Genomic DNA, 21,380 nt, shown 5'->3' on the forward strand with positions numbered 1-21,380 from the left:
GGTCTCATTATTCATACAAAAGCCCCAGTCCTTCTAAGGATGGGGCTTTTTGTTTTTTAGACTTGTTGGGTAATCTAATAATCCCAAAAATCCTTGAAACCTTCCTTTAAGTTAAGGAAGGAGTTATAAAATTAATTGAGTCTCTAAATCAACAATTACTATAACTATAAACAAGGTTGGCGATCGCACGAAGTAATTTAGCTGGCTCCACTGGTTTGGTGATATGCTGGCCAAATCCGGCGGCAATTGCCTGTTGATAGTCGACCTCACCAGCATAAGCTGTAAGGGCGATCGCTGGAATTTCCCCTCCTTGTTCTGGAGACATAGCTCTAATTTTACGAATTAGCATATAGCCGTCTACTTCCGGCATTCCAATGTCGCTTAACAGCAGATTTGGCTGGAACTGAGGCATAACTTGTAGTGCTTCCATTGCACATGCGGCCTGGATTACTACCGCACCAGACTGCTCCAAAATGAAAGCAATTAACTCTCGCGTATCACGCTCATCATCTACAAGCAGAACTTTCAACCCATTGAAATCGGGCAAATCATCAGGTAGAGAGGCAATCTGATGGCTATTTAGATCGACCTGGTTCAGCGGTAACATGACTGTAAAGGTTGCTCCCTGTTCTTCACCCAAACTTTCTGCCTTAACTGTGCCACCATGTAGCTCGACAATGTGACGAACAATAGCTAATCCTAAGCCCAGTCCGCCGAATTTTCTAGTGGTTGCACCATCAGCTTGTCGAAAGTAGTCAAAGACGAATGGTAAAAAATCAGGGCTAATTCCCTTACCTGTATCACTGACTCGAAGTTGAACTTGAGAACCAACAGACTCTAAACTGATTTCTACCTGTCCACCTTGGGGTGTAAACTTAATAGCATTGGAAACTAGATTCCAGATAACTTGCTGCAAGCGACCAGAATCACCTCTGACTAAAAATTTAGAATTTGAAGTTTGGCATTTTAAATTGTTAAGTTGCTTATTAAAATCGATAGAGTCTAAATTGATTTGGGAATTGTCTAATCCAAAATCGTTCGATGGTTCCTGAGCCTTGTCATTCGCGTAGCGTCCCGCAGGGAAGGACTGAGCGCTTACGCCAAAGTCTAAAATCGTAAATTGCAAATTGATCGATTTGGCTTCAGCCGCTAGATGTACAGTTTCTATTGCTGCGGCGATCGCAGTTTCTAGATTCACAGGAGCAATATTCAGACTCAGCTTACCTTGCAAAATACGAGAGACATCCAGTAAATCTTCAATTAATTGGGTTTGCAGCTTGGCATTGCGCTCAATGGTTTCGAGAGCGCGAGTGGTGGTTGCTTCGTCATACTTTTTCGTTTGCAGTAACTTCGACCATCCCAAGATCGGGTTTAGCGGTGTGCGAAGTTCGTGGGAAAGCACTGCCAAAAATTCATCTTTGATCCGATTAGCTTGAATTAATTCTTCTTTCCGTCGCTGTAACGAAGCCATTAACTGAGCGCGTTCCAGAGCAACTGCCACCTGATCGGAGGTTGCTTGTAATAAAGCTATTTCCCCAGAAGTAAAATGAGTACGGGTGCGACTGGCAAAGGAGAGAACACCAAGAAGCTTTCCTTGAACAATTAACGGTTGACCTGCATAGGCTGTAATTCCTAAAGCGTGGAGAGTGTGGGCATGGGGATGAGTAGAGTGTCGCACATTATTAACGACGATTTGACGGCGTTCTTGCACCACTAGTCCGCATATCCCTTGATTAAATTCCACGTATTCAATTGCTTGAAATACATCATCAGTAATGCCGTTCCAAGCTACTAACCGGAGTTTCTGCTTATTTTCGTGTGTATCGATTAAATAGTGAAAGTAACAATGCAAATCCATTTGCGCCGAGAGTTTGCTAAACAAGCTGTTCATTAGATCCAAGGGGCGCTCGGTTGAAAGCAAATCACTGGTTGTTTCCAAAAGCAGTTTAAGTCTTTCACTGCGCTCTTGTAAGGCTTGTTCTGCAAGCTGACGTTCGCGAAGAGCACGTTCGCGTTCGGTAATGTCAATTGCAACCCCTCCTACCAGGCATTGGCTAGACGCATCGGCAATGGGAAACTTATAGACCAAAAATTCGCCAAGAGTGCCATCTGTGCGTGGGGCAGACTCAATCGTTTGAACAACTTGATTCCTCTCAGCAACTATTCTAATGTTATCCAGAAGGGGTTGAGCGATTTGAACTGGGTATAGGTCAACAATGTTTTTATTGATCGCCTTATTTGTTGGCACATTGAATGTGCTGAAATAAGTTGGACTAAGGTAAAGTACACGTCCCTCTGCATTCGTAATCCATGCAGCAGCGGGAATATTGTCCATAAAAGCTTGAAATTGCTCTTGACTCTGACTCAGCGCTTTTTTAACTTGTTTGAGATCGCTAATATCCAGAATGAATGCGACTGATTTGTGCCGAGATTCTCCTAAAAGGGAGTAGCCAACTACAACTGGTACGCTGGAACCATCTTTGCGAATAAATTCCTTCTCGTAAGGAGTACAGGTTCCCTTTGCTGTTGCCTCGGCAATAGCCAGTTCATCTAAATATTGATACTCAGATGGCGTGATATCAGTCCAGCTTAATCTACCTGCTTGGATATCTTCTTGGGTATAGCCGACAATTCGCAAAAACTCGTCATTGGCTTCAGTGATGCTACCATTCACATCACCAAAGAGAATGCCAACTATATTCGCTTTCACAAAACTCCTGAGCCGTTCCTCACTTGCTTGGATTGCTGCTTCTGCCTGTTTGCGTTTGCTGATATCTGTAGTGCTGCCAACTAATCGTACTGGGTTTCCATCAGCATCTTGCTGTACTAGTATCCCCTGATCCAAAACATAGATGTACTGATTGTTTTTGTTGCGAATTCGGTACTCGGCAGCATAGCGATCGCTATTTCCCAAAGCAAGTATTGCTTCTTGTACGCTTGGCAAATCTTCGGGATGGACAAGCTCAAACCACCAATTACCAGTTGCTTCAGCTTCTGCGAGGGAATAGCCCAAAATTCGAGTTAATCCTTCGGTTCTTTCAACGCTATCCTGTTCTATATTCCAGTCATAAATCAGACAGTTTACCGCAGATGCTGCTAGCTCAAACCGTTCGTTAGCTAACTTTAGACGCTCTTCTTTCTCCCGCAAAGTTCGTTCTACTTGTTTGCGTTCGCTGATATCGCGGAAGAAAATGTCAAGACCGTCTTCACTAGGATATGCGTGAATCTCCAGCCACAAATCATACTTGGGCGGTAAGTAGTAGTGATGCTCGAAGTGGACGGGAATCTGTTCTGCCATTGCCCGTCGGTACTGATGCTCTACATTTGTGCCTACTGATGCAGACCACTCCTCCCAGTGTGACTTACCAATGATCTCTGTGCGGGGTTTACCGTTAATTCGCTCTGCTTCGGCATTTTGATAGATAATTCGCCAGTCTCGATCTAGAGTAATAAATGCATCACTCATGTTTTCTAGAGTGCGTGTGTTGCGCTGATTGGCTTGCTGTAATGCCGCTTCTGCTTGTTTGCGTAAGCGAAGCTCATCGTAGACATCGCGTAGTGCTGCTTGCTGTTGGCTCAAATCAACAACAAAAGCAATGACCGTTTCTTGAGTATCTCCCAGCATCACAGAACCGAGCAGAACGGGAATGCGATCGCCATCTTTACGAATGTATTCTTTCTCAAAAGGCTTACATCTTCCAGTAGTTCTCACTTCTTCCACTGAACGTTCGCTCAAAAGAAGATACTCCGGTGGGGTAATCTCCCGCCAGTTTATTTTGTTAGCAGAAAAATCTTCTCGCGTATAGCCAATCGTGTTCAGAAAAGCATCATTGGCTTCTATGATGAAGCCGTTATTAATATCAGTGACAATGACTCCAATGATGTTGGATTCTGCCAGTTGCCCAAACCGCATTTCGCTATTTTGCAACAACTTAAGGCTTGTCTCTGCCTTGCGTCTAGCAGTTCGTAACTCTGAAGAGAGCGCAGTAATTAAGAAAGATACTAGTGAGAATGTGGTTAATCGTACCAGGACTTTGAAGCTGAGGAAATCGAAAGAGTAGACTGGATCGATCAAAAAGTAGAGCGCAGTTGTCACAGATAAAGCGATCGCTAGTACTCCAAGCCTCATACCGCCATACCAAGCGCTGACTGCCACAGCAGCATAAAATAACGTAAATACGCTCGGATCAAAAACTGGCAGTAAGACTTTTGTCAAAAGCAGTGCCGTTGTGACTGCTAAAATCATCACACTAAAAGCTATGAACCAACGCATTATCAAAATTTTTTCAGGTACTTTCACCGTCATCCTAAGAGTCCTCCCGTTGCTCCGATTTTGGGAGATACTCCTTCACTAATCTTGTATCTGCTTTGCCCATCCTCTCTAACATTTCTTCAATCAGCTTTAGTGCCATCTGTGAAGGCACTGTAGATCCGTTCTCCCAACGATTGATTGTTCGTAGAGAAACTCCTAACTTGGCTGCAAACTTTTCTTGAGAAAGATGGAGTTGCTGCCGAAGTTCACGGATCAAATCTGGAATTTTGAGTGGTTTTCTTAGTTCCATAGTAGGAAGAGTAAGACAGATGTCTCGCCATTCGTCTCCAGCTTGAGGATGAATTTTAATAATCATCAGTCGTTATCAATTTCATCTTTTGGTGGAACATCAATATTCAGTTATCAGTGTTCACGGCTTACTGTTGGCTGTAGAAGGGTATATCTAAAATAAACATTAAATTTTGCCTGATAATAAGATTCACAATAGTATTACTTAAGACGATTTAATTAAATTATTACCAGCAATCACACAAAGCTAAAAAAATGGTGGTGCGTCATATCTTCATGAATTGTATTGAGATTAATTTTTCATATTTTTTATATAAAAAGTATCTATAGACAAGCTCATTTTGTATTTGATGAAAGCTTTTATATCGCTAGTTTAGCAACTACGGCAGATTGCAAAATGGTGAGTTACAGATAATCGTAGGGGCACAACATGTTGTGCCCCTAGCCGCGTACTTCTATGGTAAGATGGCAGTTACAAAACGAAGAAGCTATAATGCGGTTTTAATAAAATTCTTTTGCTTAACCAGAATCTTTAACTGTTTTGATTAATCAACGCTCCGAAAAGTTAGTAAACAGTCAACTAGAAAATGCACCAGGTGAAGGCTATATATTTAACTGGTTTGATTGGTTTTGTCTTTGGTATCCTCCAGGGTGGCTAATTTTATTCAATCGCCATTGGCAGCACTATCACTCAGATCCAGATGGTTGGAATTGGCTAGAATATGGATTATTTTTAATTCCTGGCGGATTTTATCTAGCGTTGCTGAGTCGTTGGTTGCGTCTGGGTTTTCGTTCACCCCGAAAAGAAGTTGGTGAATTCGATCCTAAATATCAACAAGCTTTTGGCAAAGAAATTCTGGCCCCTATCGTTAAATACTATTTTCGGGGAGAGTTGCAACAAGTTGAAAACTTGCCGCCAACAGGGCCATTGATTGTGGCAATGAATCATGCAGGGATGTGTTTTCCTTGGGACTTTTTAACCTTGGCTTATTTATTAAGTGAAGCCAAAGAATGGGTAGTGCAACCCATCGCAAATCCAGTATTATTTGAGCATCCTTGGATGATTTGGTGGCTACCACCTCAATGGTCGCAGGTTTTAGGTGGTGTGCGAGCCGAATTAGATGATTTTGAGGGCGCGATCGCTCAAGGTAAAATTCTTTTATATGCACCCGAAGGTATTCGCGGGCCTGGTAAAGGTTGGAGAAGACGCTATCAACTAGAAAAGTTTAATGTGAGCTTTATTCAGTTGAGCGATCGCTATCATATTCCGATTCTGCCAGTATTTTGCATCGGCAGTGAATCTCTGCATCCTTGGGCTATTAATTTCACCAGATTACAACGACTAGTCAAACTACCATTCTTACCTTTGTCGCTTTTAATGTTTGCCCTACTTTTGTTTCCCTCAATGGGAGTTTGGGCAATGAAAACTCGTTTGCGTTACTTTATTCAACCTTTGGAACCAGTCGAATTGGACAACCACTCAAAGAAAGGGCGTGCAGTAGCCTATGAACAAGCGCAACAATTAAGAGAAAAACTGCAACTTCAAATTAATCAGTTTTTGGGTAAATTTTAATAGTACAAGCTGAATTTTTTTGATTTTAACAGGTTTACACTGTGGTTCAATTAAATGAAAACTGCTGTAAGTTTGTAGTGATGAGGAATATTGGGAGTGCGATCGCCACTATACTGTTGACTAAGCCAAATAAAGAAAATCGTTGCAAACATTGGTAATGCTGTATGGACATGTTGTTAGGAACGAAGTTATTGTTCCTACCATAATTTGTTCGTTCGTTACCAACACAACCTGTTTTGTTATCAATACTTATCCGTTAGTAACGACACTTATGCGTTCGTTACCAACACAACCTGTTTTGTTACCAATGCTTATCCGTTAGTAACGACACTTATGCGTTCGTTACCAACACAACCTGTTTTGTTACCAATGCTTATCTATTTGTGGAAAATGCTGATGTCTTTGTTTTCCGTCAACCCTTATGGAAGATTCCGAGATTTTTCTTGGGTTTAGTAAAGAAGATATGGGTGCGAATAATCAGCTTCGTGTCTGAAAGGAGATTTCACAAATTATGATGCCTGTAGATTTATCCCTCTACAACAAACAGTCTCTTGGGGTGTTAGATTATTCTCCTAGACAATTAACCAAATCTTTGTGAGTCGAAGCAGGCGGCTAAACTGACTCCACTAAGGAAGCGCCGAAACGATAACCTTTGCCGTAGACTGTGTGAATCAGCGTAGTTTCCCTACCTACCTCAATCTTACGGCGCAGCAAACGAATTAATGCCGCTATCACATTGCTACTGGGTTGTTCTTCTTCTTGCCACAAATTTTGCATAATCTGGGCATGAGTCAGAAGTTGTCCGGTGTGTTCCATAAAATATTGCAACAACTGGCTTTCTTTTTGGGATAGCTCAATTATTCGTCCTTGGCGATAGGCTACTTGATTTTCACAATCCAGTTCTAAATCAGCGACAGTTAAACGTCCGGTGGTGGTTTCATAAATTTGAGAACCGGAACGACGCAATAAAGCACGGACTCTTGCTAATAACTCTCGCAATTCAAAAGGTTTAACCAAATAGTCGTCTGCACCAGCGTCTAAACCTTGTACGCGGTCATCAAGAGTATCTTTAGCCGTGAGAAACAGAACGGGAGTGGTTTTGCTTTGGCGTCGCAATTCCTGACAAATCTCTAACCCCGTTTTTCCTGGCAGCATCCAATCTAAAATAAGTAGGTCATAACTGCCTGTCTGTGCAAGTTCGCTGCCAGATGTCCCATCATAAACGGCATCTACAGCGTAACCCTCACGAGTTAACAAGCGGCTCAAAGGTTGAGTTAGTTCAACTTCATCATCAACTAATAAAATTCTCATGCTGCTTGTGGTAAGCATATAGAGATATTCTCAATATTATTCAACTGCCAAGACGCTAAGGATACCAATAAAAAAAATGCTGACTGTTGCATTGCCAAAAGGGGAACTACTTAAAAATAGCATCCGCTTGCTACAAGCTGTCGGATTAGATTTTAGTGCTTTTTTAGATTCAGGAACTCGCCAACTTCAAATTCCTGACACTAAGGGAGTTGCAAAAGCTTTACTGGTGCGGGCGCAAGATGTGCCTGTTTATGTGGAATATGGTCAAGCACAACTAGGGGTTGTTGGTTACGATGTGCTGCAGGAGAAGCAGCCGCAAGTTGCCCACTTGGTAGATTTGCAGTTTGGTCATTGTCGGATGTCAGTGGCGGTAAAAGAATCAAGTTCTTACCGATCGCCTTTAGATTTACCACCGCATGGTAGAGTTGCTTCAAAATATGTGAATTGCGCTCGTGAATATTTCCATAGTCTGGATTTACCTGTAGAAATAGTGCCATTGTATGGTTCAGTAGAGCTAGGCCCAATTACTGGCATGTCAGAAGCGATCGTAGATTTGGTTTCTACAGGGCGGACTTTGCGCGAAAATGGTTTGATTGAAATTGCTAGTCTGTATCAAAGCACGGCGCGGTTGATTGCTCATCCTCTGAGTTACCGCCTGAATACAGGTAATCTGAGTGATGTGATTGCCAAGCTGCGGGAGGCCGTTGTAGTAGAGGTTTAATATCAATTTGTAATTCGTAATAACGCTTCTACAAATGCTCATTCCTAGCTAACGCTGCACTATTGGTTCGTACAGCGTCTCGTCTTCAAGCGACTTCCAGATAAAAAATACTCAACTGTTGCTTGTGGGGTGGACATCTCACTACAGGTGTTAACTTAACTTAAAAACCAGTCTAGACAAAGCTTTGAAAGATTGCTTCTTTCGCAGCACCAAACTGGGATGCTGCTCATTGGGTTGTTGTCAGCCCAATGAGCAGCATTTCTAACTTATGGCTAAAAACTAGGTTTTAAAAGCCCTTACCTTTTGTTGCATAAGACGCATAAAAACTCCCCGTATGCAAAGATTAAATTTTTTCTTAACCTCTCAGCAAATGGAATCAAAGTTATATTTATAATGATTTTTCCAGACAAAGTAATCTTTTTTTTAGCTTTAAAATTATTTGCGATCGCAAATAATTAAACTAGTATTGTTTTGATCAAAATTGTTAATAATAAAAATCACTTTACAATTATTTTTAACACGAAGTAGGTGGAAATATGTTTCAAGCTACTCGCCGCCGTCTTGCAATTTGGTACACTGCCGTCACTGCTGTATTACTGCTACTGTTTGCCAGTGGCGTTTATTTATACGTTCGTACTACACTGATTGAGCGGATTGATGACACCCTCAACCATGTAGTAGAAATAGTAGAGCGTTGCCTGACAACCAGTGGTTGTGCATCTACACTAAGATTTGAGCCAATTAATGCTGATGCAGATAAATTTCGCATTAATGTAGAAGCTAGTTTTGGTGAGAATACCGACACTGTAGAAGATGACCACATTGACCTAGAATGGTTTAGCCCAACTGGTAAATTACTTTGGTCAACGCTATCTGAACCCCTAAATATTCCCATTCGTGTCAATCGTACTGGTGAAACTGTACGCGTAGTCAAAGCAGAGAGTGAAAATTCAAAATTTAAAATTCCTAACTCCCCACTCTTATTACGACAAGTCACCCAACGCGTAGAAGTGAGACGACAAGTATTAGGATATCTGCGCGTTAGTCATCCCTGGTTTGAAGTTACTAAACCTAGTCGCCAGTTAATTTTTGATTTGGCATTAGGTATTGGGTTAATGGTGCTTTCCGTAGGCGCAAGTGGTTGGTTTCTTTCGGGTAAAGCGATGGAACCGGTGGGTGAATCTTATCAACGTCTTAAACAATTCACTGCTGATGCTTCCCACGAACTTAGAAGCCCGATCACTTTGATTCAAACTAATGTGCAAGTTGCCCTTGCTGACTTGGATTTAGCAGAGACAGAAACAACTAGTTCTTTGCAATATCGACAACAGTTAAAGGTGGTGGAACGGTTAACGCAGCGTTTAGGTAAGTTAGTCAATGACTTACTCTTCCTAGCACGACAGGATAGTGGTATTAGCAAAGATACTTTTTCACCTTGTCCGTTGGACGCTTTGCTAATAGAGGTGGTTGAAGAACAACAATTGTTAGTCCCTGAGAAAGAAATTGGCCTTTCTCTAGACTTAGTTGACCCTCCTGTTTCTGAAACTAGCCCCGAATTACTGGAAAATTGGTTTACTCTTGTAGGTAATTGGGATCAATTAGTGCGGCTGTTCACAAATTTAATTGCTAACGCTTTGCATTACACTCCAGCAGGTGGACAAGTGAAAGTGGAATTGGCGCGCATAGAAGGAATAAATCGTGTTTCTGGACTACGTAACACCAGTGCCCAATTGCAAGTTAAGGTGAGTGATACCGGAGTTGGAATTCCAGCCGAAGCGCTACCACGTTTGTTTGACCGCTTTTATCGAGTAGATCCGGCACGTACTTATAGGACGGGGAATACAGCTACAGCCAGCGCTACAGGCTCAGGATTGGGATTAGCGATCGCTCAAGCTATTGTCGAACATCATCACGGTCATATTCAAGTTGAAAGTACCCAAGGCATTGGCACTACCTTTACTATCACTTTACCAATAACTCTTGAGTCTTAATTTAGCTAATAAATTTTTATTTCCTGTGATAGATGTAAGATTCTAGTGCATTGAATTGGACTAGAATTTTTAGCGAAGAAATTTATTTTCTAGCAGTTTATTAAATTTGACTGTTACAAAAATGTGCTTAATGGCAATGGTTAAGATTGTAAATCTTGAGAATGAAATATTTCAAGTTTTTTAGATTATTTCTTTATCCTTAGCTAGATGTGATAAATAAAGTAGTTTGTTAAATGTTTAGATGTACTTAACAACCGATAAAACCTAATTTAATTTCCGGTTGGAGAAATCTTTAGTAAGAAAACAAATTAATTTTTTTTTAGGAGTCAAGAACGAATATGAAGTCTCAAAATTTTCGCAAGTCTGGCAAATTATTTGGCGCTCTTTGTGGGGGATTGCTAATTAGTCTGCCAGCAATTCCTCAAGCATTAGCACAAGAATCTACTGTCAAGGTTAACCCCAGTCCTAGTATTTTTAGCGAACCACCCTACAACCGCTCTCAGGCTCCTGTATCACCAGAGCCAGGAGCTAGACCACCACGCCCAGCTACTCCAACTGAGGGGCAAGTGTCTCCCGTACCACCACAACCAGTTTCTCCGGCTGAGGGTCAAGTATCTCCCGTACCACCACGCCCAATTCCTCGCGATCAAACTCAACAGCCTTCATCACCTGCGGTTTCCAATGACCAACAACCACTGCTACAACCACGGCAAACCCCCAGTGCGACAATCATACTCACTAATGGGATGGTGAATATCAGGTTGGTTAATAATACTGCGGCTAAGATAACTTTCCAAGTGATTGGCGATACAGCACCGCGATCGCTAGAAGGTAAGTCAGATGTAACACTGCAAGCTTTAAAAGCACCGGTAACAGTAACATTTGAACGACAAGATGGCGGACAGTTAATAGTGACCCCACAAGGTTCTTCAGAGCCAGGAAGCTTGGAAGTTACATTTAAGGAAGCCACCAATGCAACACAGGGCAGAAGTGCTATGAGAATTGAACAAAACGGTTCAGTGTTCTTGAATTAGTAAGGCTAAGGCGTGGGTTAACTTATACAAAACTATAGGGGCAATTCATGAATTGCCCCTACTTTCAATAATGCAAAAGATTTTCGGTGTCTTACTGCTACTTTCGCTGAAGTATTTTAGTTAATTGATCCCGCAATTGCACTTCTTGCCTGCTATCTTGCAATGTCCGCGCCAGTATAATTGCCCTTTCGTAAAAATTGCGGGCAGTTAGGTAGTTACCTTGTTGTTTATATAACTGGGCATAAGATTCAAAAGATTTTAATTCTTCGCGTAAATTTTGTAATTCTTTAGCGAGTGCTAAACGCTGCTCTAGTAAGTCAAAGGCGCGTTCGTAACGTCCTACAGCAGTATGAGCCGTAACTAAACCGTCAATTGCCCGTAATTGATTAGTGCGATCGCGGTTGGTTTTAGCTGTCCGCATTGCTTCACCATAAGTAGCAATGGTATCTTGATAATTTCCAGATGCTAAATAAGCATCTCCTAAATTATTCAAGGTATTTGCTTCACCGATGGCATCGCCAGTCTGACGGCGGAAAATTAAAGCATTTTCATATAGTTTAATCGCCTTGTTATAATCTCCCAACCTGGCATTTACCAAACCCAAATTACTCAAAGACAGTCCTTCACCTTCAATATTTTTCACCCCGTGAGCAATTGCGAGTGCATCTTCAATTGTTTTACCAGCAGCAGCAAATTCGCCTTTTTGCAGCAGAAATGTACCAATATTATTCAGCACAAAAATCTGAGATTGAAAGTCTTTAGTATCACGAGCGATCGCTAATCCTCTTCTGAAAGCATCTTCTGCCTCTTTTGAACTACCAAGCTGCACATAAGCCTTAGCAAGCAAATTGTATGTCAAACCTTGTGCTTTCAGGTCGGCAATGGAATGATATAGTTCTAATGCTCGCAAACAAGACGCAATTGTTTTGTCGGCATATCCTGAAGCGTATTCTTGTTGACCAATACGCAGCAAGCTGTCTGCTTCATCTCTTGATTGTCGCCCAACGGAATCATTTAAAGGGCGATGGAGTTGTTCGGAAATATCAACCGCACCCGCTACAGGACTCAGCAAAAAAGCAAACAGTAAAAAGCTGTGTAAAAGTACCTGGGGAGAAGAAATCGCACCTACACAAATTAAGCCTACCTTTTGGCAGGGAAATACAAGCCGTTGTTTCATAAAAATTACCCGTAAAGTTGCGGGTTTAAGTAGAAGGTCTAAGAAAAAGTTTTAAGTTTTAAAATTGAAGACAAGTAATATACGCATTTTTACTTAAGTTCTGATTTAGCTAAATCTTCTCCAAAGTATATAGCGCGGATATCTGTGGGCAATTTGTCCTCTAGCATACGATAGCCTTCTTGGAGAAAATTGGCTACTTCGTTAGGAGCGATCGCTTCTCCTTCAGCTTGTAGATAAGCAGCGATTCTAGTTTCACTCCAATGGAAAGTTTGAGCCATTAATACAATTAATCGTAAAACTGGCGGTAGTTGGTCTAACGCCTGTTGTACATAGCACCATAGCGGCGGTGAAGTCGCTTGCAGAGAATAATGAATTGCTTCTGTGGGCGGTAGTTTAATCTCATTTATACAGAAAGCTGTCATATTAATTAACCAATTTTGCATGGTCAAGGCTTCCTCACCTGATTCAGAGTCAGTTAACTTGAGTCCACCGAGTTCGTAATAAATATGTCGCCAAGTAAGGGCAAACAGATAATCTGCCTGCACAGGCGATCGCGCCGAATGCCGAATTAAGGTGTAGACTATGGGACTGTAGCGGCAAAAAATCACCGTAAAGTACTTTCCGGCATCTGGATAGCGCTGAAACAGAATCAGCAGTTCATGGTCACTGTGATGGAACAGCGACTTCACCAGTGGGTGATTAGCTTCGGGAAAATGAGGAATTTGCACAAGTCTTGGAGTTGATAATTGTTAAAATAGTTTTGGGAATTGCACTCCCCTAGTTAATCGCATAATATCTTGGTGTTGCTCAGTTTGTAGATAAGACTCAGACTAGTTGAGTATTGATAAACTAAAAACAAGGACTTAATTTTAGTCTTAATCGACAATCATAAAATCAACTCTCTTAAAGAATCCTTATTTGTTCATGGTTATAGCAGTTAGTGTGATCTCGTTCCTGCTCAGTCCCCTTACTTTAGGCTCCTTTCTGCCTTCCCTGCCCTTAGATAGCCTATTCTCCACCCAAGGCATTATGGTGATGCTGCTAGCAGCTTACGCTGGTGCCATGTGGATGTTTCTCACCAGTGCCCCAAAAGTACACACTGTAATGGTGTCAGATTTGGAGATTGCCCGACAGTTGTATGAAGGACTGCTAGATTTGCCAGCAGCTGAGGTGCCATTGCACTACTACTACAACTACGAACAAACTATAGGCGCAACTGGCATCGATCCGTTATATATGTCTACTGGGCCGAGCTTGTCTAGCAAAATGATGAATAATGCTAACGATGGGCTGTGGTATCAATTGAAGAAAAACACCCAACTACACGTCATTACTGGTGCGAGTTTAGGTAGCAAAAATCAGCAACGCCACGTTTGCTTTGACCACGACTGCCTGGAAATGATTTTAATGCGAGTCGAAATGCGCGGTTTGAAATTAAAGATTCGTAACCACAAACCCCTGAACTTTTTGGTCAAGGACTATGAAGGGCGAGTGATTGAGGTGGCTGAGGTAGCGAATTAGTAGTTAATGATTAGATTATTTTAGGTTGGGTGGAGCGAGCGCTCCACCCAATATTTTTGGAATTTAGATTTTAGATTTTAGATTGACTCCCGGCTTTACTCCTAACTAATATCCCATTTCCACCCAGGCTAAAATAGGTAAATACCCTAACTGAGATAATTTATGAACCAGCCGATATCTGAGAAAGTGTGCTGGACTACCGCCGATTTAGAGTTGTTTCCAGATAACGGGAATCGCTATGAAATTATTGACGGAGAATTGTTTGTGACTAAAGCGCCCCACTGGAAGCATCAAAAAACTTGTGTCAGAATTAGCACTTCCTTGGATAACTGGTCACAAACTACTGGTCTGGGAGAAGTTGTGACTGCTCCAGGAATAATTTTTGGCGATAATGATAATGTTATTCCCGATGTTGTCTGGGCGAGCAACGAGAGATTGCCTTTACTTTTAGATGAGGCGGGGCATTTGACAGGTGCGCCAGAACTGGTTGTAGAGGTGTTATCTGCTGGTAGTGAAAACGAAAAGCGGGACAGAGAACTAAAACTTAAGCTCTACTCATCACGAGGTGTCAGAGAATATTGGATTGTAGATTGGCGTAAGCAACAAGTGGAAGTATATCGACGCGAACAAGCGAGTTTAAAGTTAATTGCTACGTTATTCAATGGTGATGAATTGAGTTCACCAATATTACCTAATTTTACTTGTGCGATCGCACAACTATTTAATTAATATAAAATTACGAATTACGAATTACGAATTACGAATGACAAATTAATTAATTGTGCTGTAAAAACTCAACTTTGGGTAACAACGGGTCAGTCACAATACCCACACCGCTAAAACCCCAGCGTTTGAGCAAGTTTCCCAACTGTGTACGCGCAATAGATTCAACCGCAAAGCGATTTGCCACTTCTGCTGCGTGGGTGTTGAGATAGCTAAGGGCGTCAAAGTTTTCTTGAAACAGCAACAAATAACCTGATGTTTCAGCATCAGGACGAGCTATAAGATAATTCCCATCAGTTTTTGAGCGCACTAAGTAATAGACATCGGACAACATGGAGATGAAGTTTGTTGGGGAGAAAAAAGTCCTTCAAATAAAAAACATAGAGGAATATCGCACAACTTTAATTTCCGAATATCCCTCATTGCTTTAATATCAACAATGTAATGTGAAATAAATATTTATCCAAATTTGCCACTAACGTAATCTCTGGTATCTTCCTGCTGAGGATTGTTGAAAATTACTTCTGTTGCATCATACTCTACCATATAGCCATTACGGCTTCCTGTTTCTGAAGTCCGAACATTAAAAAAGGCTGTCTTATCAGAAACACGCGCTGCTTGCTGCATGTTATGGGTGACAATGACAATAGTATATTGCTCTTTAAGTTCGTGAATCAGTTCTTCAACACGCAAGGTAGAAATGGGGTCAAGAGCGGAGCAAGGTTCATCCATCAGGATAATTTCAGGTTGTACTGCGATCGCGCGAGCAATACATAACCGTTGTTGTTGTCCACCAGATAAAGACGAGCCGCTTTGTCGCAACTTATCTTTTACTTCATCCCACAAAGCTGCTTTTCTGAGACTACTTTCTACTAATTCATCCAAATTACCTTTATAGCCGTTGATTTTGGCTCCAAAAGTAATATTGTCATAAATTGATTTGGGAAATGGGTTTGGTCTTTGAAACACCATCCCAATTCGACGACGCACCTCTACAGGATCAATGTCGGATGCATACAAGTTTTTATCGTAAAAAAGTATTTTACCATCTGCCCGAAATGACTCAATCAGGTCATTGAGGCGGTTATAGCATCGCAACAACGTACTTTTACCACAACCAGAAGGCCCGATAAAGGCTGTCACCTGATTTTTTGGAATATCTAGCCAGATATCCTTCAAGGCTAAAAATTTGCCGTAGTAAACATTGAGGTTTTCGGTACGTAAAACGGTTTGAGTATCGTTGACTGTGCTAATGTTGTTAGCCATAAATTAAATGTAGTATTAGTTTTAGCGATACAAATCCGCTATGTAAATGCTATTTGACTAAGCTTTCTTGCGAGTTGCCCAGCGAGCGATGATACTTGTGATTAGAACCATCAATACCAAAATCAAAGATGCTGCCCAAGCTAGTGATTGCCAATTTTTAAACGGAGAAATAGCATATTTATAAACTAAAACAGCAAGGGAAGCTGTGGGTTCAAATAAACTACCAGGCCAAAAATTGGAAAATAAAGCGGTAAATAGTAAAGGTGCGGTTTCTCCAGATGCTCTGGCGATCGCTAACGTTGCTCCAGTTACAATTGCAGGTAAAGCTGCTGGTAAGACTACTTGACTTACTGTTTGAAAGTTAGTTGCTCCTAGCCCTACAGATGCTTGCCGCAAATCTTGCGATACTAATTGCAGAGCTTCGTCAGTGGTTCGGACAATAATTGGCAACATCAAAATTGACAGGGCAAACCCTCCACCTAAAGCTGAATATGATCCTAAGTTCAACTTTACCAGTGTTAAAACTACAATACCATAGGCAAATACCCCAGCAATAATTGAGGGGACTCCACTTAGGACGTTAGCCGCAAAACGTACCCATCTCGCTACTTGAGCCGAGCTAAATTCTGTTATGTAAATCGCTCCTAAAACACCAAACGGAATGCTAATCAGCGCTGCAATTCCTACCATCAGCAACGTGCCCAAGATTGCATTACCAAAGCCTCCTCCCTGTTGTAGAGCTTTGGGTGGCAGTTCAAAAAAGATGCTGGGACTCAAACTGCTAAAGCCTTGAATAATGACGTAAGAAAGTACTGCTAGCAAAGGCACAAGTGCCAATACCCCACAGATAAATGCGATTACAGTCATTACTGTATTAAACAGTGTCCTTTGAGACATGGGAGCGCGAGTTAAACTGCGCTCTGTAAAACTAGAAGTCATAATTCAACCCAAAACTAAGCTACAGTCGCTTGACTCTCAGAACGATAAACTCGGCCATGACATTGACTACCAGGGTCAAGAAGAATAAAACTAAAGCAGCGTACATTAAAGCCGACACTTGCAAACCACTAGCTTCTGAAAATTGATTTGCTAGTAGAGAAGAAATCGTATTGCCTGGTGCTAACAATGAGATACTAATGTTGTTGGAATTACCAATCAACATTGTTACAGCCATTGTTTCTCCCATTGCCCGACCGAGTGCCAACATCACAGCGCTAACTATCCCCGAAAAGGCTGCTGGAATCAGAATTTGCAAGATGGTTTCCCATCTGGTTGCTCCTAGTCCTACGGAGGCTTGGCGCAAACTGGAGGGTATAGAAATCAAGGCATCGCGCGATAGAGCTGTGATGATAGGCAAAGTCATAATTGCTAATATGACTCCCGCCGGTAACATTCCTGGGCCTGTAGGGGGGGTGCTAAAAAGTGGTATCCAGCTAAAGTAACTATTGAGCCATTTTCCCAAGTTAGTTAAGATAGGCACTAAAACAAAAATACCCCACACACCGTAGACAACGCTGGGAATAGCTGCAAGCAGTTCTACTGCAAAAACCAGTACCAACTTCACTTTTGCGGGTAAAAAATCCTCGCTTAGTACAATAGCTGTACCAACTCCAATTGGTACAGCTATCAGTAAACCAATAAAAGAACTCAAGAGAGTTCCATAAATTTGAGGTAGCACTCCGTAGTTATCATTAACTGGATTCCAAGTGGTGTTAGCTAAAAAGCTAGCACCAAACTTTTGGATAGCGGGCCCAGAAGCAATTGCAACCTGGAAGCCGATCCATAATAAAGCGCCAGCAACCCCAAAGGCGAAAATTTTAGTAAGCCAAATAAAACCCTGATCTAGGGACTTTTCTACATCAGAGCGATTTTTTGTCGCTGCTGAAAGGTTTTGAGTATTTGTAGTCATGACTACCGACTTTCACAATTAAATCAAAGGAAGATATGGGAGGCAACCATATCAACAAAATTGTTGCCTCATTGTCATTTAAAACTGAGACATTGGTAATACAGAGTTTCAAATTACGAATGTCTATAGGTTAGTAAGCAGCCTAAAAATTATTGTCTAGGAATGCCTCATTTCTTGATCGTAGCTACTTGCTAGCACTAGTACCACTACCAACAGCAATTTTATACTCTGGACTGATTTGATCAGCAGCAGCAGCCACCTTTGTAATGACGTTTTGGGGTAAAGGAACATACCCTAGTGCCGCAGCATTCTTCTGACCCTCAGTTAAAGCATATTCGATCGCAGCTTCAACTGCCTTAGCTTTTGCCGCATCGGGATATTTCTTGTAAACCAACAGCCAAGTGTAAGTAACAATGGGATAGGAATCAGCGCCTTCTGGATCGGAAATGAAGACGCGCAGATCAGGCGGTAGAGTTGCTGATGCCAGAGTTTTAGAGGCTGACTCCTCAGTAGGTACAATAAACTGACCGCCTTTGTTTTCCAAAGCAGCGAACTTGAGACTATTTTGTTTGGCATAGCCGTACTCAACATAACCAATAGAACCTTGTGTTTGTTGAACTTGGGCGGTAACACCCTCATTCCCTTTAGCACCAACTCCCACAGGCCAGTTGACAGTTTTGCCTTCACCAACTTTAGTCTTCCACTCCGGGCTGATAGCGCTGAGGTGTTTTGTAAACACACCTGTTGTTCCGCTACCATCTGAACGATAAACAACTGTGATTGCCTGGTTAGGAAGCTTTATACCTGGATTAGCCTTGGCAATTTGGGGATCATTCCAAGACTTGATTTTGCCTAGTAGAATATCAGCGTAAACGGCTCGTGGTAGCTTTAGTTCTGCAACATCTGGCAAATTGTAAGCTAACACTATGCTACCAGCTGTTACAGGCAGTAAAATAACGCCCTTATCTGCTGGCACCTTCTGGATTTCTTCATCCTTCATAGCAACATCGCTGGCACCAAAGTCTACAGTCCCTTTGATAAATTGCTCAACTCCAGCACCGCTACCAACTGAGGCATAGTCAACTTGCAGATTTGGATATTTTTTGTTTAGATCCGTGAACCATGTATCATACAGTGGTGCTGGGAAAGACGCACCAGCCCCGCTTAACTTGAGATTTCCACCCAAATCTAATTTGGTTGTACTTGAGGCAGTGGTATCTGTAGCAGTGCCAGAATTGGAGGCTGTATTATCTGGATTTTGCTGTCCGCCACATGCAGCTAGACTGATTGTCAGTGCTAACACTGAAACTGAAGCTGTAAGGCGATGAATTTTTATTACACTAAGACGTGAGGGCATCGCTATCAATTTTTTAGTAACTTTTCAGGTGAGCGTTTCTAAGATACTCCCAAAGGACAACAATAGAGATTAACGAAAGGTTAACAAAGCAAAAAGATACTTGTTTTTTTGATGAAGAGCAAACCCTTGTTTCTAGTTTTTATTGATAAATTTTATACTTATTACTTTAAATTTACAGATATAGATATTACTACAGTAAGTTTATTATACTTGTTTACATAAATTTATTGTTAGTGTAATTTCGTTGGTCAATTCATAAAAAAAGTATATAAATATTAATTATGATTAAGCATTAAACACTTTGTAACCACATTTGGGCACTGCTCTGCAAAACTAGTATAAATACTAATATAAATGTTGGTTTTACCATATTTTAGGTTAAATACCAGAATTCACAGCACGCTTCAGCCAAGAAAATTAGATAATAGACACCTCAGCTACAATTCGTATAACTGAAAAATTACATACCAAAAAGGCAAAAGAAAATATGCTAGTTCTTAAGATGTAAGCACAAATTTCATTCCGATATTAATGAATATACTAGTTGCTGTTGGTTTTACCTTTTGCTTTTCCTTGGTTGTCTGATAAATGTTTCCTGCTTCCAATCAATTACTATGGTCTATGATTGGCTTACTCCTGACAATGGGTGGTACCTTCTTAGAAGTTTATGGCATCACCTTACCTTGGACTTGGAGTCAGCACGGAATTCAGACTTTTTCTTTAGGCGTCACTTTTCAAATTGGCGCAGTATTGTTGGTGGGTTGTTTAGGAGGCAAAAATGCGGGTGCGCTCTCGCAAATTGCCTATTTAGTCATGGGCTTAACCTTATTACCAGTATTTGCGGATGGCGGCGGTATTGGTTATGTCAAGTTGTCTCAGTTTGGCTATCTACTAGGCTTTATTCCTGGAGCTTGGATTTGTGGCTTAGTTGCTTTTAAAGCGAGACCTCGACTAGAAACTCTTGCCTTTAGTTGTGTCTGTGGCTTATTAACTCTCCACCTATGCGGTATTACTTATTTAATTATTAGCTATTTTTTTCAGTGGAAAGGCACAGAAAATCTACCCTTGATGCAAGCAATTCTTAGATATTCCTGGTTTGCACTACCAGGTCAACTAACTGTGGTCTGTGCAGTTACTGTAATAGCATATATATTGCGTCACTTAATGTTTTATTAGTTCATTGCCTTTCGTCCTTTGTCATTTGTCAAAAGCTCATGACCAATGACCAATGACTAATGACCAACGACCAACGACCAATGACTAATTAGCCATGCATTTAAAAAATCGTCTTTTCTGGATTGCTGCCTTCATCGCTTTTTTCTTAGACCAAATAACAAAGTACTGGGTAGTACAAAGCTTTAGCCTGGGGCAGACACTACCACTTTTACCTGGCATATTTCACTTCACCTATGTCACTAACACTGGTGCGGCTTTTAGTCTGTTGAGTGGGAAAGTAGAGTGGTTGCGCTGGCTATCTTTAGGAGTGAGTTTAGTATTGATAGCGTTGGCGTTAATTGGCCCAACATTAAATTTGTGGGATCAGTTAGGCTATGGCTTGATTTTAGGTGGAGCTATGGGCAACGGTATTGATCGTTTTGTTTTAGGCTATGTTGTTGATTTTCTTGATTTTCGTCTGATTAACTTTGCTGTATTTAATGTGGCAGATTCATTTATTAGTATCGGTATTGTTTGCCTGTTAATTGCTTCCTTGCAAAAAACACCGACATCAACTGGCAGATCCCATTAAACTATTAAGCCTGGGATGATTAATCCCAGGCTATTGATTTAGTGAAACCCTTGTTTAGTCTTATATGCGAAGACTTTACGTATAAGGTTTTATCAACTTTTATTTCTCACCTGACACCAGTTTGCATAACTAGTGCAAGAGTTCACGAAAGATGCACTGACGATCGCTGATGGCAAACCATTATTTAGATTATGCCCCAGCTTTGAATTTAGTTACCTGTGGTAGGAGTTTTTGGCGAACTAGAGCCGGGAGTACTGGGAGAGCTACCTGGTTCAGTAGTGCTGCCAGGAGTGCCAGGTTGTTCAGGGGTGGTTGAGCTACCTGGTTCGGTAGTGCTACCAGGAGTGCCAGGTGCGCCTTCAGGAGTGGTTGAGCTTCCTGGTGGAGTTAAGTTGCTAGGTGCGCCTTCAGGAGTGGTTGGGCTTTCTGATGGTGGAGTTAAGTTGCTAGGTGCGCCTTCAGGAGTAGTTGAGCTTCCTGGTGGAGTTA

At 41.5% G+C, this 21,380-nt stretch carries 18 protein-coding genes and 1 pseudogene; 8 read left to right on the forward strand and 11 right to left on the reverse strand.

The window, feature by feature from the left end; genetic code table 11:
* Positions 1–148: 148 nt before the first annotated feature.
* Positions 149–4,306, reverse strand: a complete 4,158-nt coding sequence (locus tag RMY16_RS29510; protein ID WP_322739352.1) for a PAS domain S-box protein — start codon at positions 4,304–4,306, stop codon at positions 149–151.
* Position 4,307: 1 nt separating this feature from the next.
* On the reverse strand, positions 4,308–4,628 hold the full coding sequence (locus RMY16_RS29515) for a helix-turn-helix domain-containing protein (RefSeq protein WP_322739353.1): 321 nt from the start codon (positions 4,626–4,628) through the stop codon (positions 4,308–4,310).
* Positions 4,629–5,102: 474 nt separating this feature from the next.
* Here RMY16_RS29515 and RMY16_RS29520 point away from each other — a divergent pair, with 474 nt between their 5' ends.
* Positions 5,103–6,134: a 1-acyl-sn-glycerol-3-phosphate acyltransferase gene (locus tag RMY16_RS29520; RefSeq protein WP_322739355.1), complete on the forward strand. Its 1,032-nt coding sequence runs from the start codon at positions 5,103–5,105 to the stop codon at positions 6,132–6,134.
* Between the two features lie 612 nt (positions 6,135–6,746).
* Here the strand turns inward: RMY16_RS29520 and rppA are convergent.
* A complete protein-coding gene (gene rppA / locus RMY16_RS29525; RefSeq protein WP_322667078.1) occupies positions 6,747–7,445 on the reverse strand; it encodes a two-component system response regulator RppA in 699 nt (232 codons plus the stop codon).
* Positions 7,446–7,521: 76 nt separating this feature from the next.
* Here rppA and hisG point away from each other — a divergent pair, with 76 nt between their 5' ends.
* From hisG to RMY16_RS29540, 3 genes are all read left to right on the forward strand, one after another.
* Positions 7,522–8,166 (forward strand): ATP phosphoribosyltransferase, encoded by a 645-nt coding sequence (gene hisG / locus RMY16_RS29530; protein WP_322739356.1) that lies wholly within the window; start codon positions 7,522–7,524, stop codon positions 8,164–8,166.
* 536 nt (positions 8,167–8,702) lie between these two features.
* Positions 8,703–10,157: a sensor histidine kinase gene (locus RMY16_RS29535; protein WP_322739357.1), complete on the forward strand. Its 1,455-nt coding sequence runs from the start codon at positions 8,703–8,705 to the stop codon at positions 10,155–10,157.
* 338 nt (positions 10,158–10,495) lie between these two features.
* The gene (locus tag RMY16_RS29540) at positions 10,496–11,191 is read left to right on the forward strand and encodes a hypothetical protein (RefSeq protein WP_322739358.1); all 696 of its coding nucleotides are present in this window, start codon (positions 10,496–10,498) and stop codon (positions 11,189–11,191) included.
* 97 nt (positions 11,192–11,288) lie between these two features.
* On the opposite strand, the gene RMY16_RS29545 is transcribed toward RMY16_RS29540, so the two are convergent.
* Together RMY16_RS29545 and RMY16_RS29550 are read right to left on the reverse strand one after the other, a co-directional pair.
* A complete protein-coding gene (locus RMY16_RS29545; protein WP_322739359.1) occupies positions 11,289–12,368 on the reverse strand; it encodes a tetratricopeptide repeat protein in 1,080 nt (359 codons plus the stop codon).
* An 89-nt stretch (positions 12,369–12,457) separates the two neighbouring features.
* Positions 12,458–13,096 carry a sigma-70 family RNA polymerase sigma factor gene (locus tag RMY16_RS29550; RefSeq protein WP_322739360.1) on the reverse strand — a complete coding sequence of 213 codons (639 nt, stop codon included), beginning with the start codon at positions 13,094–13,096 and terminating at the stop codon, positions 12,458–12,460.
* 196 nt (positions 13,097–13,292) lie between these two features.
* Here RMY16_RS29550 and RMY16_RS29555 point away from each other — a divergent pair, with 196 nt between their 5' ends.
* Together RMY16_RS29555 and RMY16_RS29560 are read left to right on the forward strand one after the other, a co-directional pair.
* Positions 13,293–13,889, forward strand: a complete 597-nt coding sequence (locus RMY16_RS29555) for a glyoxalase-like domain protein (RefSeq protein ID WP_094351107.1) — start codon at positions 13,293–13,295, stop codon at positions 13,887–13,889.
* A 162-nt stretch (positions 13,890–14,051) separates the two neighbouring features.
* Positions 14,052–14,618: a Uma2 family endonuclease gene (locus tag RMY16_RS29560; RefSeq protein WP_322739361.1), complete on the forward strand. Its 567-nt coding sequence runs from the start codon at positions 14,052–14,054 to the stop codon at positions 14,616–14,618.
* Positions 14,619–14,664: 46 nt separating this feature from the next.
* On the opposite strand, the gene RMY16_RS29565 is transcribed toward RMY16_RS29560, so the two are convergent.
* The 5 genes from RMY16_RS29565 to pstS all read right to left on the reverse strand — a co-directional run bounded on the left by RMY16_RS29565 (position 14,665) and on the right by pstS (position 19,144).
* The gene (locus RMY16_RS29565) at positions 14,665–14,946 is read right to left on the reverse strand and encodes a hypothetical protein (protein WP_292871932.1); all 282 of its coding nucleotides are present in this window, start codon (positions 14,944–14,946) and stop codon (positions 14,665–14,667) included.
* 125 nt (positions 14,947–15,071) lie between these two features.
* A complete protein-coding gene (gene pstB, locus RMY16_RS29570) occupies positions 15,072–15,878 on the reverse strand; it encodes a phosphate ABC transporter ATP-binding protein PstB (RefSeq protein ID WP_322739362.1) in 807 nt (268 codons plus the stop codon).
* 57 nt (positions 15,879–15,935) lie between these two features.
* The gene (pstA, locus tag RMY16_RS29575) at positions 15,936–16,817 is read right to left on the reverse strand and encodes a phosphate ABC transporter permease PstA (protein WP_322739363.1); all 882 of its coding nucleotides are present in this window, start codon (positions 16,815–16,817) and stop codon (positions 15,936–15,938) included.
* A 19-nt stretch (positions 16,818–16,836) separates the two neighbouring features.
* Entirely contained in the window at positions 16,837–17,787 is a 951-nt protein-coding gene (gene pstC / locus RMY16_RS29580) for a phosphate ABC transporter permease subunit PstC (protein WP_322739364.1), read from the reverse strand.
* 184 nt (positions 17,788–17,971) lie between these two features.
* The gene (gene pstS / locus RMY16_RS29585; RefSeq protein ID WP_322739365.1) at positions 17,972–19,144 is read right to left on the reverse strand and encodes a phosphate ABC transporter substrate-binding protein PstS; all 1,173 of its coding nucleotides are present in this window, start codon (positions 19,142–19,144) and stop codon (positions 17,972–17,974) included.
* A 588-nt stretch (positions 19,145–19,732) separates the two neighbouring features.
* Between pstS and RMY16_RS29590 the strand changes: the two genes are divergently transcribed.
* Together RMY16_RS29590 and lspA are read left to right on the forward strand one after the other, a co-directional pair.
* Positions 19,733–20,320, forward strand: coding sequence for a biotin transporter BioY (locus RMY16_RS29590; protein WP_322739366.1), 588 nt, complete (start codon positions 19,733–19,735; stop codon positions 20,318–20,320).
* A gap of 94 nt (positions 20,321–20,414) precedes the next feature.
* Positions 20,415–20,891 carry a signal peptidase II gene (gene lspA / locus RMY16_RS29595; protein ID WP_289795760.1) on the forward strand — a complete coding sequence of 159 codons (477 nt, stop codon included), beginning with the start codon at positions 20,415–20,417 and terminating at the stop codon, positions 20,889–20,891.
* Positions 20,892–21,099: 208 nt separating this feature from the next.
* Here lspA and RMY16_RS29600 read toward each other — a convergent pair.
* A pseudogene (locus RMY16_RS29600) lies at positions 21,100–21,380 on the reverse strand (hypothetical protein); the annotation flags it as partial.

The sequence above is a fragment of the Nostoc sp. DedQUE12b genome (genome assembly GCF_034530835.1).
Lineage (GTDB): Bacteria > Cyanobacteriota > Cyanobacteriia > Cyanobacteriales > Nostocaceae > Nostoc.

Excerpts from the sequence above, each read along its gene's own strand:
- RMY16_RS29540 (WP_322739358.1), top strand. The coding sequence starts at position 10,496 with ATGAAGTCTCAAAATTTTCGCAAGTCTGGCAAATTATTTGGCGCTCTT.
- pstB (WP_322739362.1), bottom strand. The coding sequence starts at position 15,878 with ATGGCTAACAACATTAGCACAGTCAACGATACTCAAACCGTTTTACGT.
- RMY16_RS29560 (WP_322739361.1), top strand. The coding sequence starts at position 14,052 with ATGAACCAGCCGATATCTGAGAAAGTGTGCTGGACTACCGCCGATTTA.
- RMY16_RS29590 (WP_322739366.1), top strand. The coding sequence starts at position 19,733 with ATGTTTCCTGCTTCCAATCAATTACTATGGTCTATGATTGGCTTACTC.
- RMY16_RS29515 (WP_322739353.1), bottom strand. The coding sequence starts at position 4,628 with ATGATTATTAAAATTCATCCTCAAGCTGGAGACGAATGGCGAGACATC.
- RMY16_RS29555 (WP_094351107.1), top strand. The coding sequence starts at position 13,293 with ATGGTTATAGCAGTTAGTGTGATCTCGTTCCTGCTCAGTCCCCTTACT.
- RMY16_RS29535 (WP_322739357.1), top strand. The coding sequence starts at position 8,703 with ATGTTTCAAGCTACTCGCCGCCGTCTTGCAATTTGGTACACTGCCGTC.
- pstA (WP_322739363.1), bottom strand. The coding sequence starts at position 16,817 with ATGACTTCTAGTTTTACAGAGCGCAGTTTAACTCGCGCTCCCATGTCT.
- RMY16_RS29545 (WP_322739359.1), bottom strand. The coding sequence starts at position 12,368 with ATGAAACAACGGCTTGTATTTCCCTGCCAAAAGGTAGGCTTAATTTGT.
- lspA (WP_289795760.1), top strand. The coding sequence starts at position 20,415 with ATGCATTTAAAAAATCGTCTTTTCTGGATTGCTGCCTTCATCGCTTTT.
- RMY16_RS29565 (WP_292871932.1), bottom strand. The coding sequence starts at position 14,946 with ATGTTGTCCGATGTCTATTACTTAGTGCGCTCAAAAACTGATGGGAAT.
- RMY16_RS29510 (WP_322739352.1), bottom strand. The coding sequence starts at position 4,306 with ATGACGGTGAAAGTACCTGAAAAAATTTTGATAATGCGTTGGTTCATA.
- pstC (WP_322739364.1), bottom strand. The coding sequence starts at position 17,787 with ATGACTACAAATACTCAAAACCTTTCAGCAGCGACAAAAAATCGCTCT.
- rppA (WP_322667078.1), bottom strand. The coding sequence starts at position 7,445 with ATGAGAATTTTATTAGTTGATGATGAAGTTGAACTAACTCAACCTTTG.
- hisG (WP_322739356.1), top strand. The coding sequence starts at position 7,522 with ATGCTGACTGTTGCATTGCCAAAAGGGGAACTACTTAAAAATAGCATC.
- pstS (WP_322739365.1), bottom strand. The coding sequence starts at position 19,144 with ATGCCCTCACGTCTTAGTGTAATAAAAATTCATCGCCTTACAGCTTCA.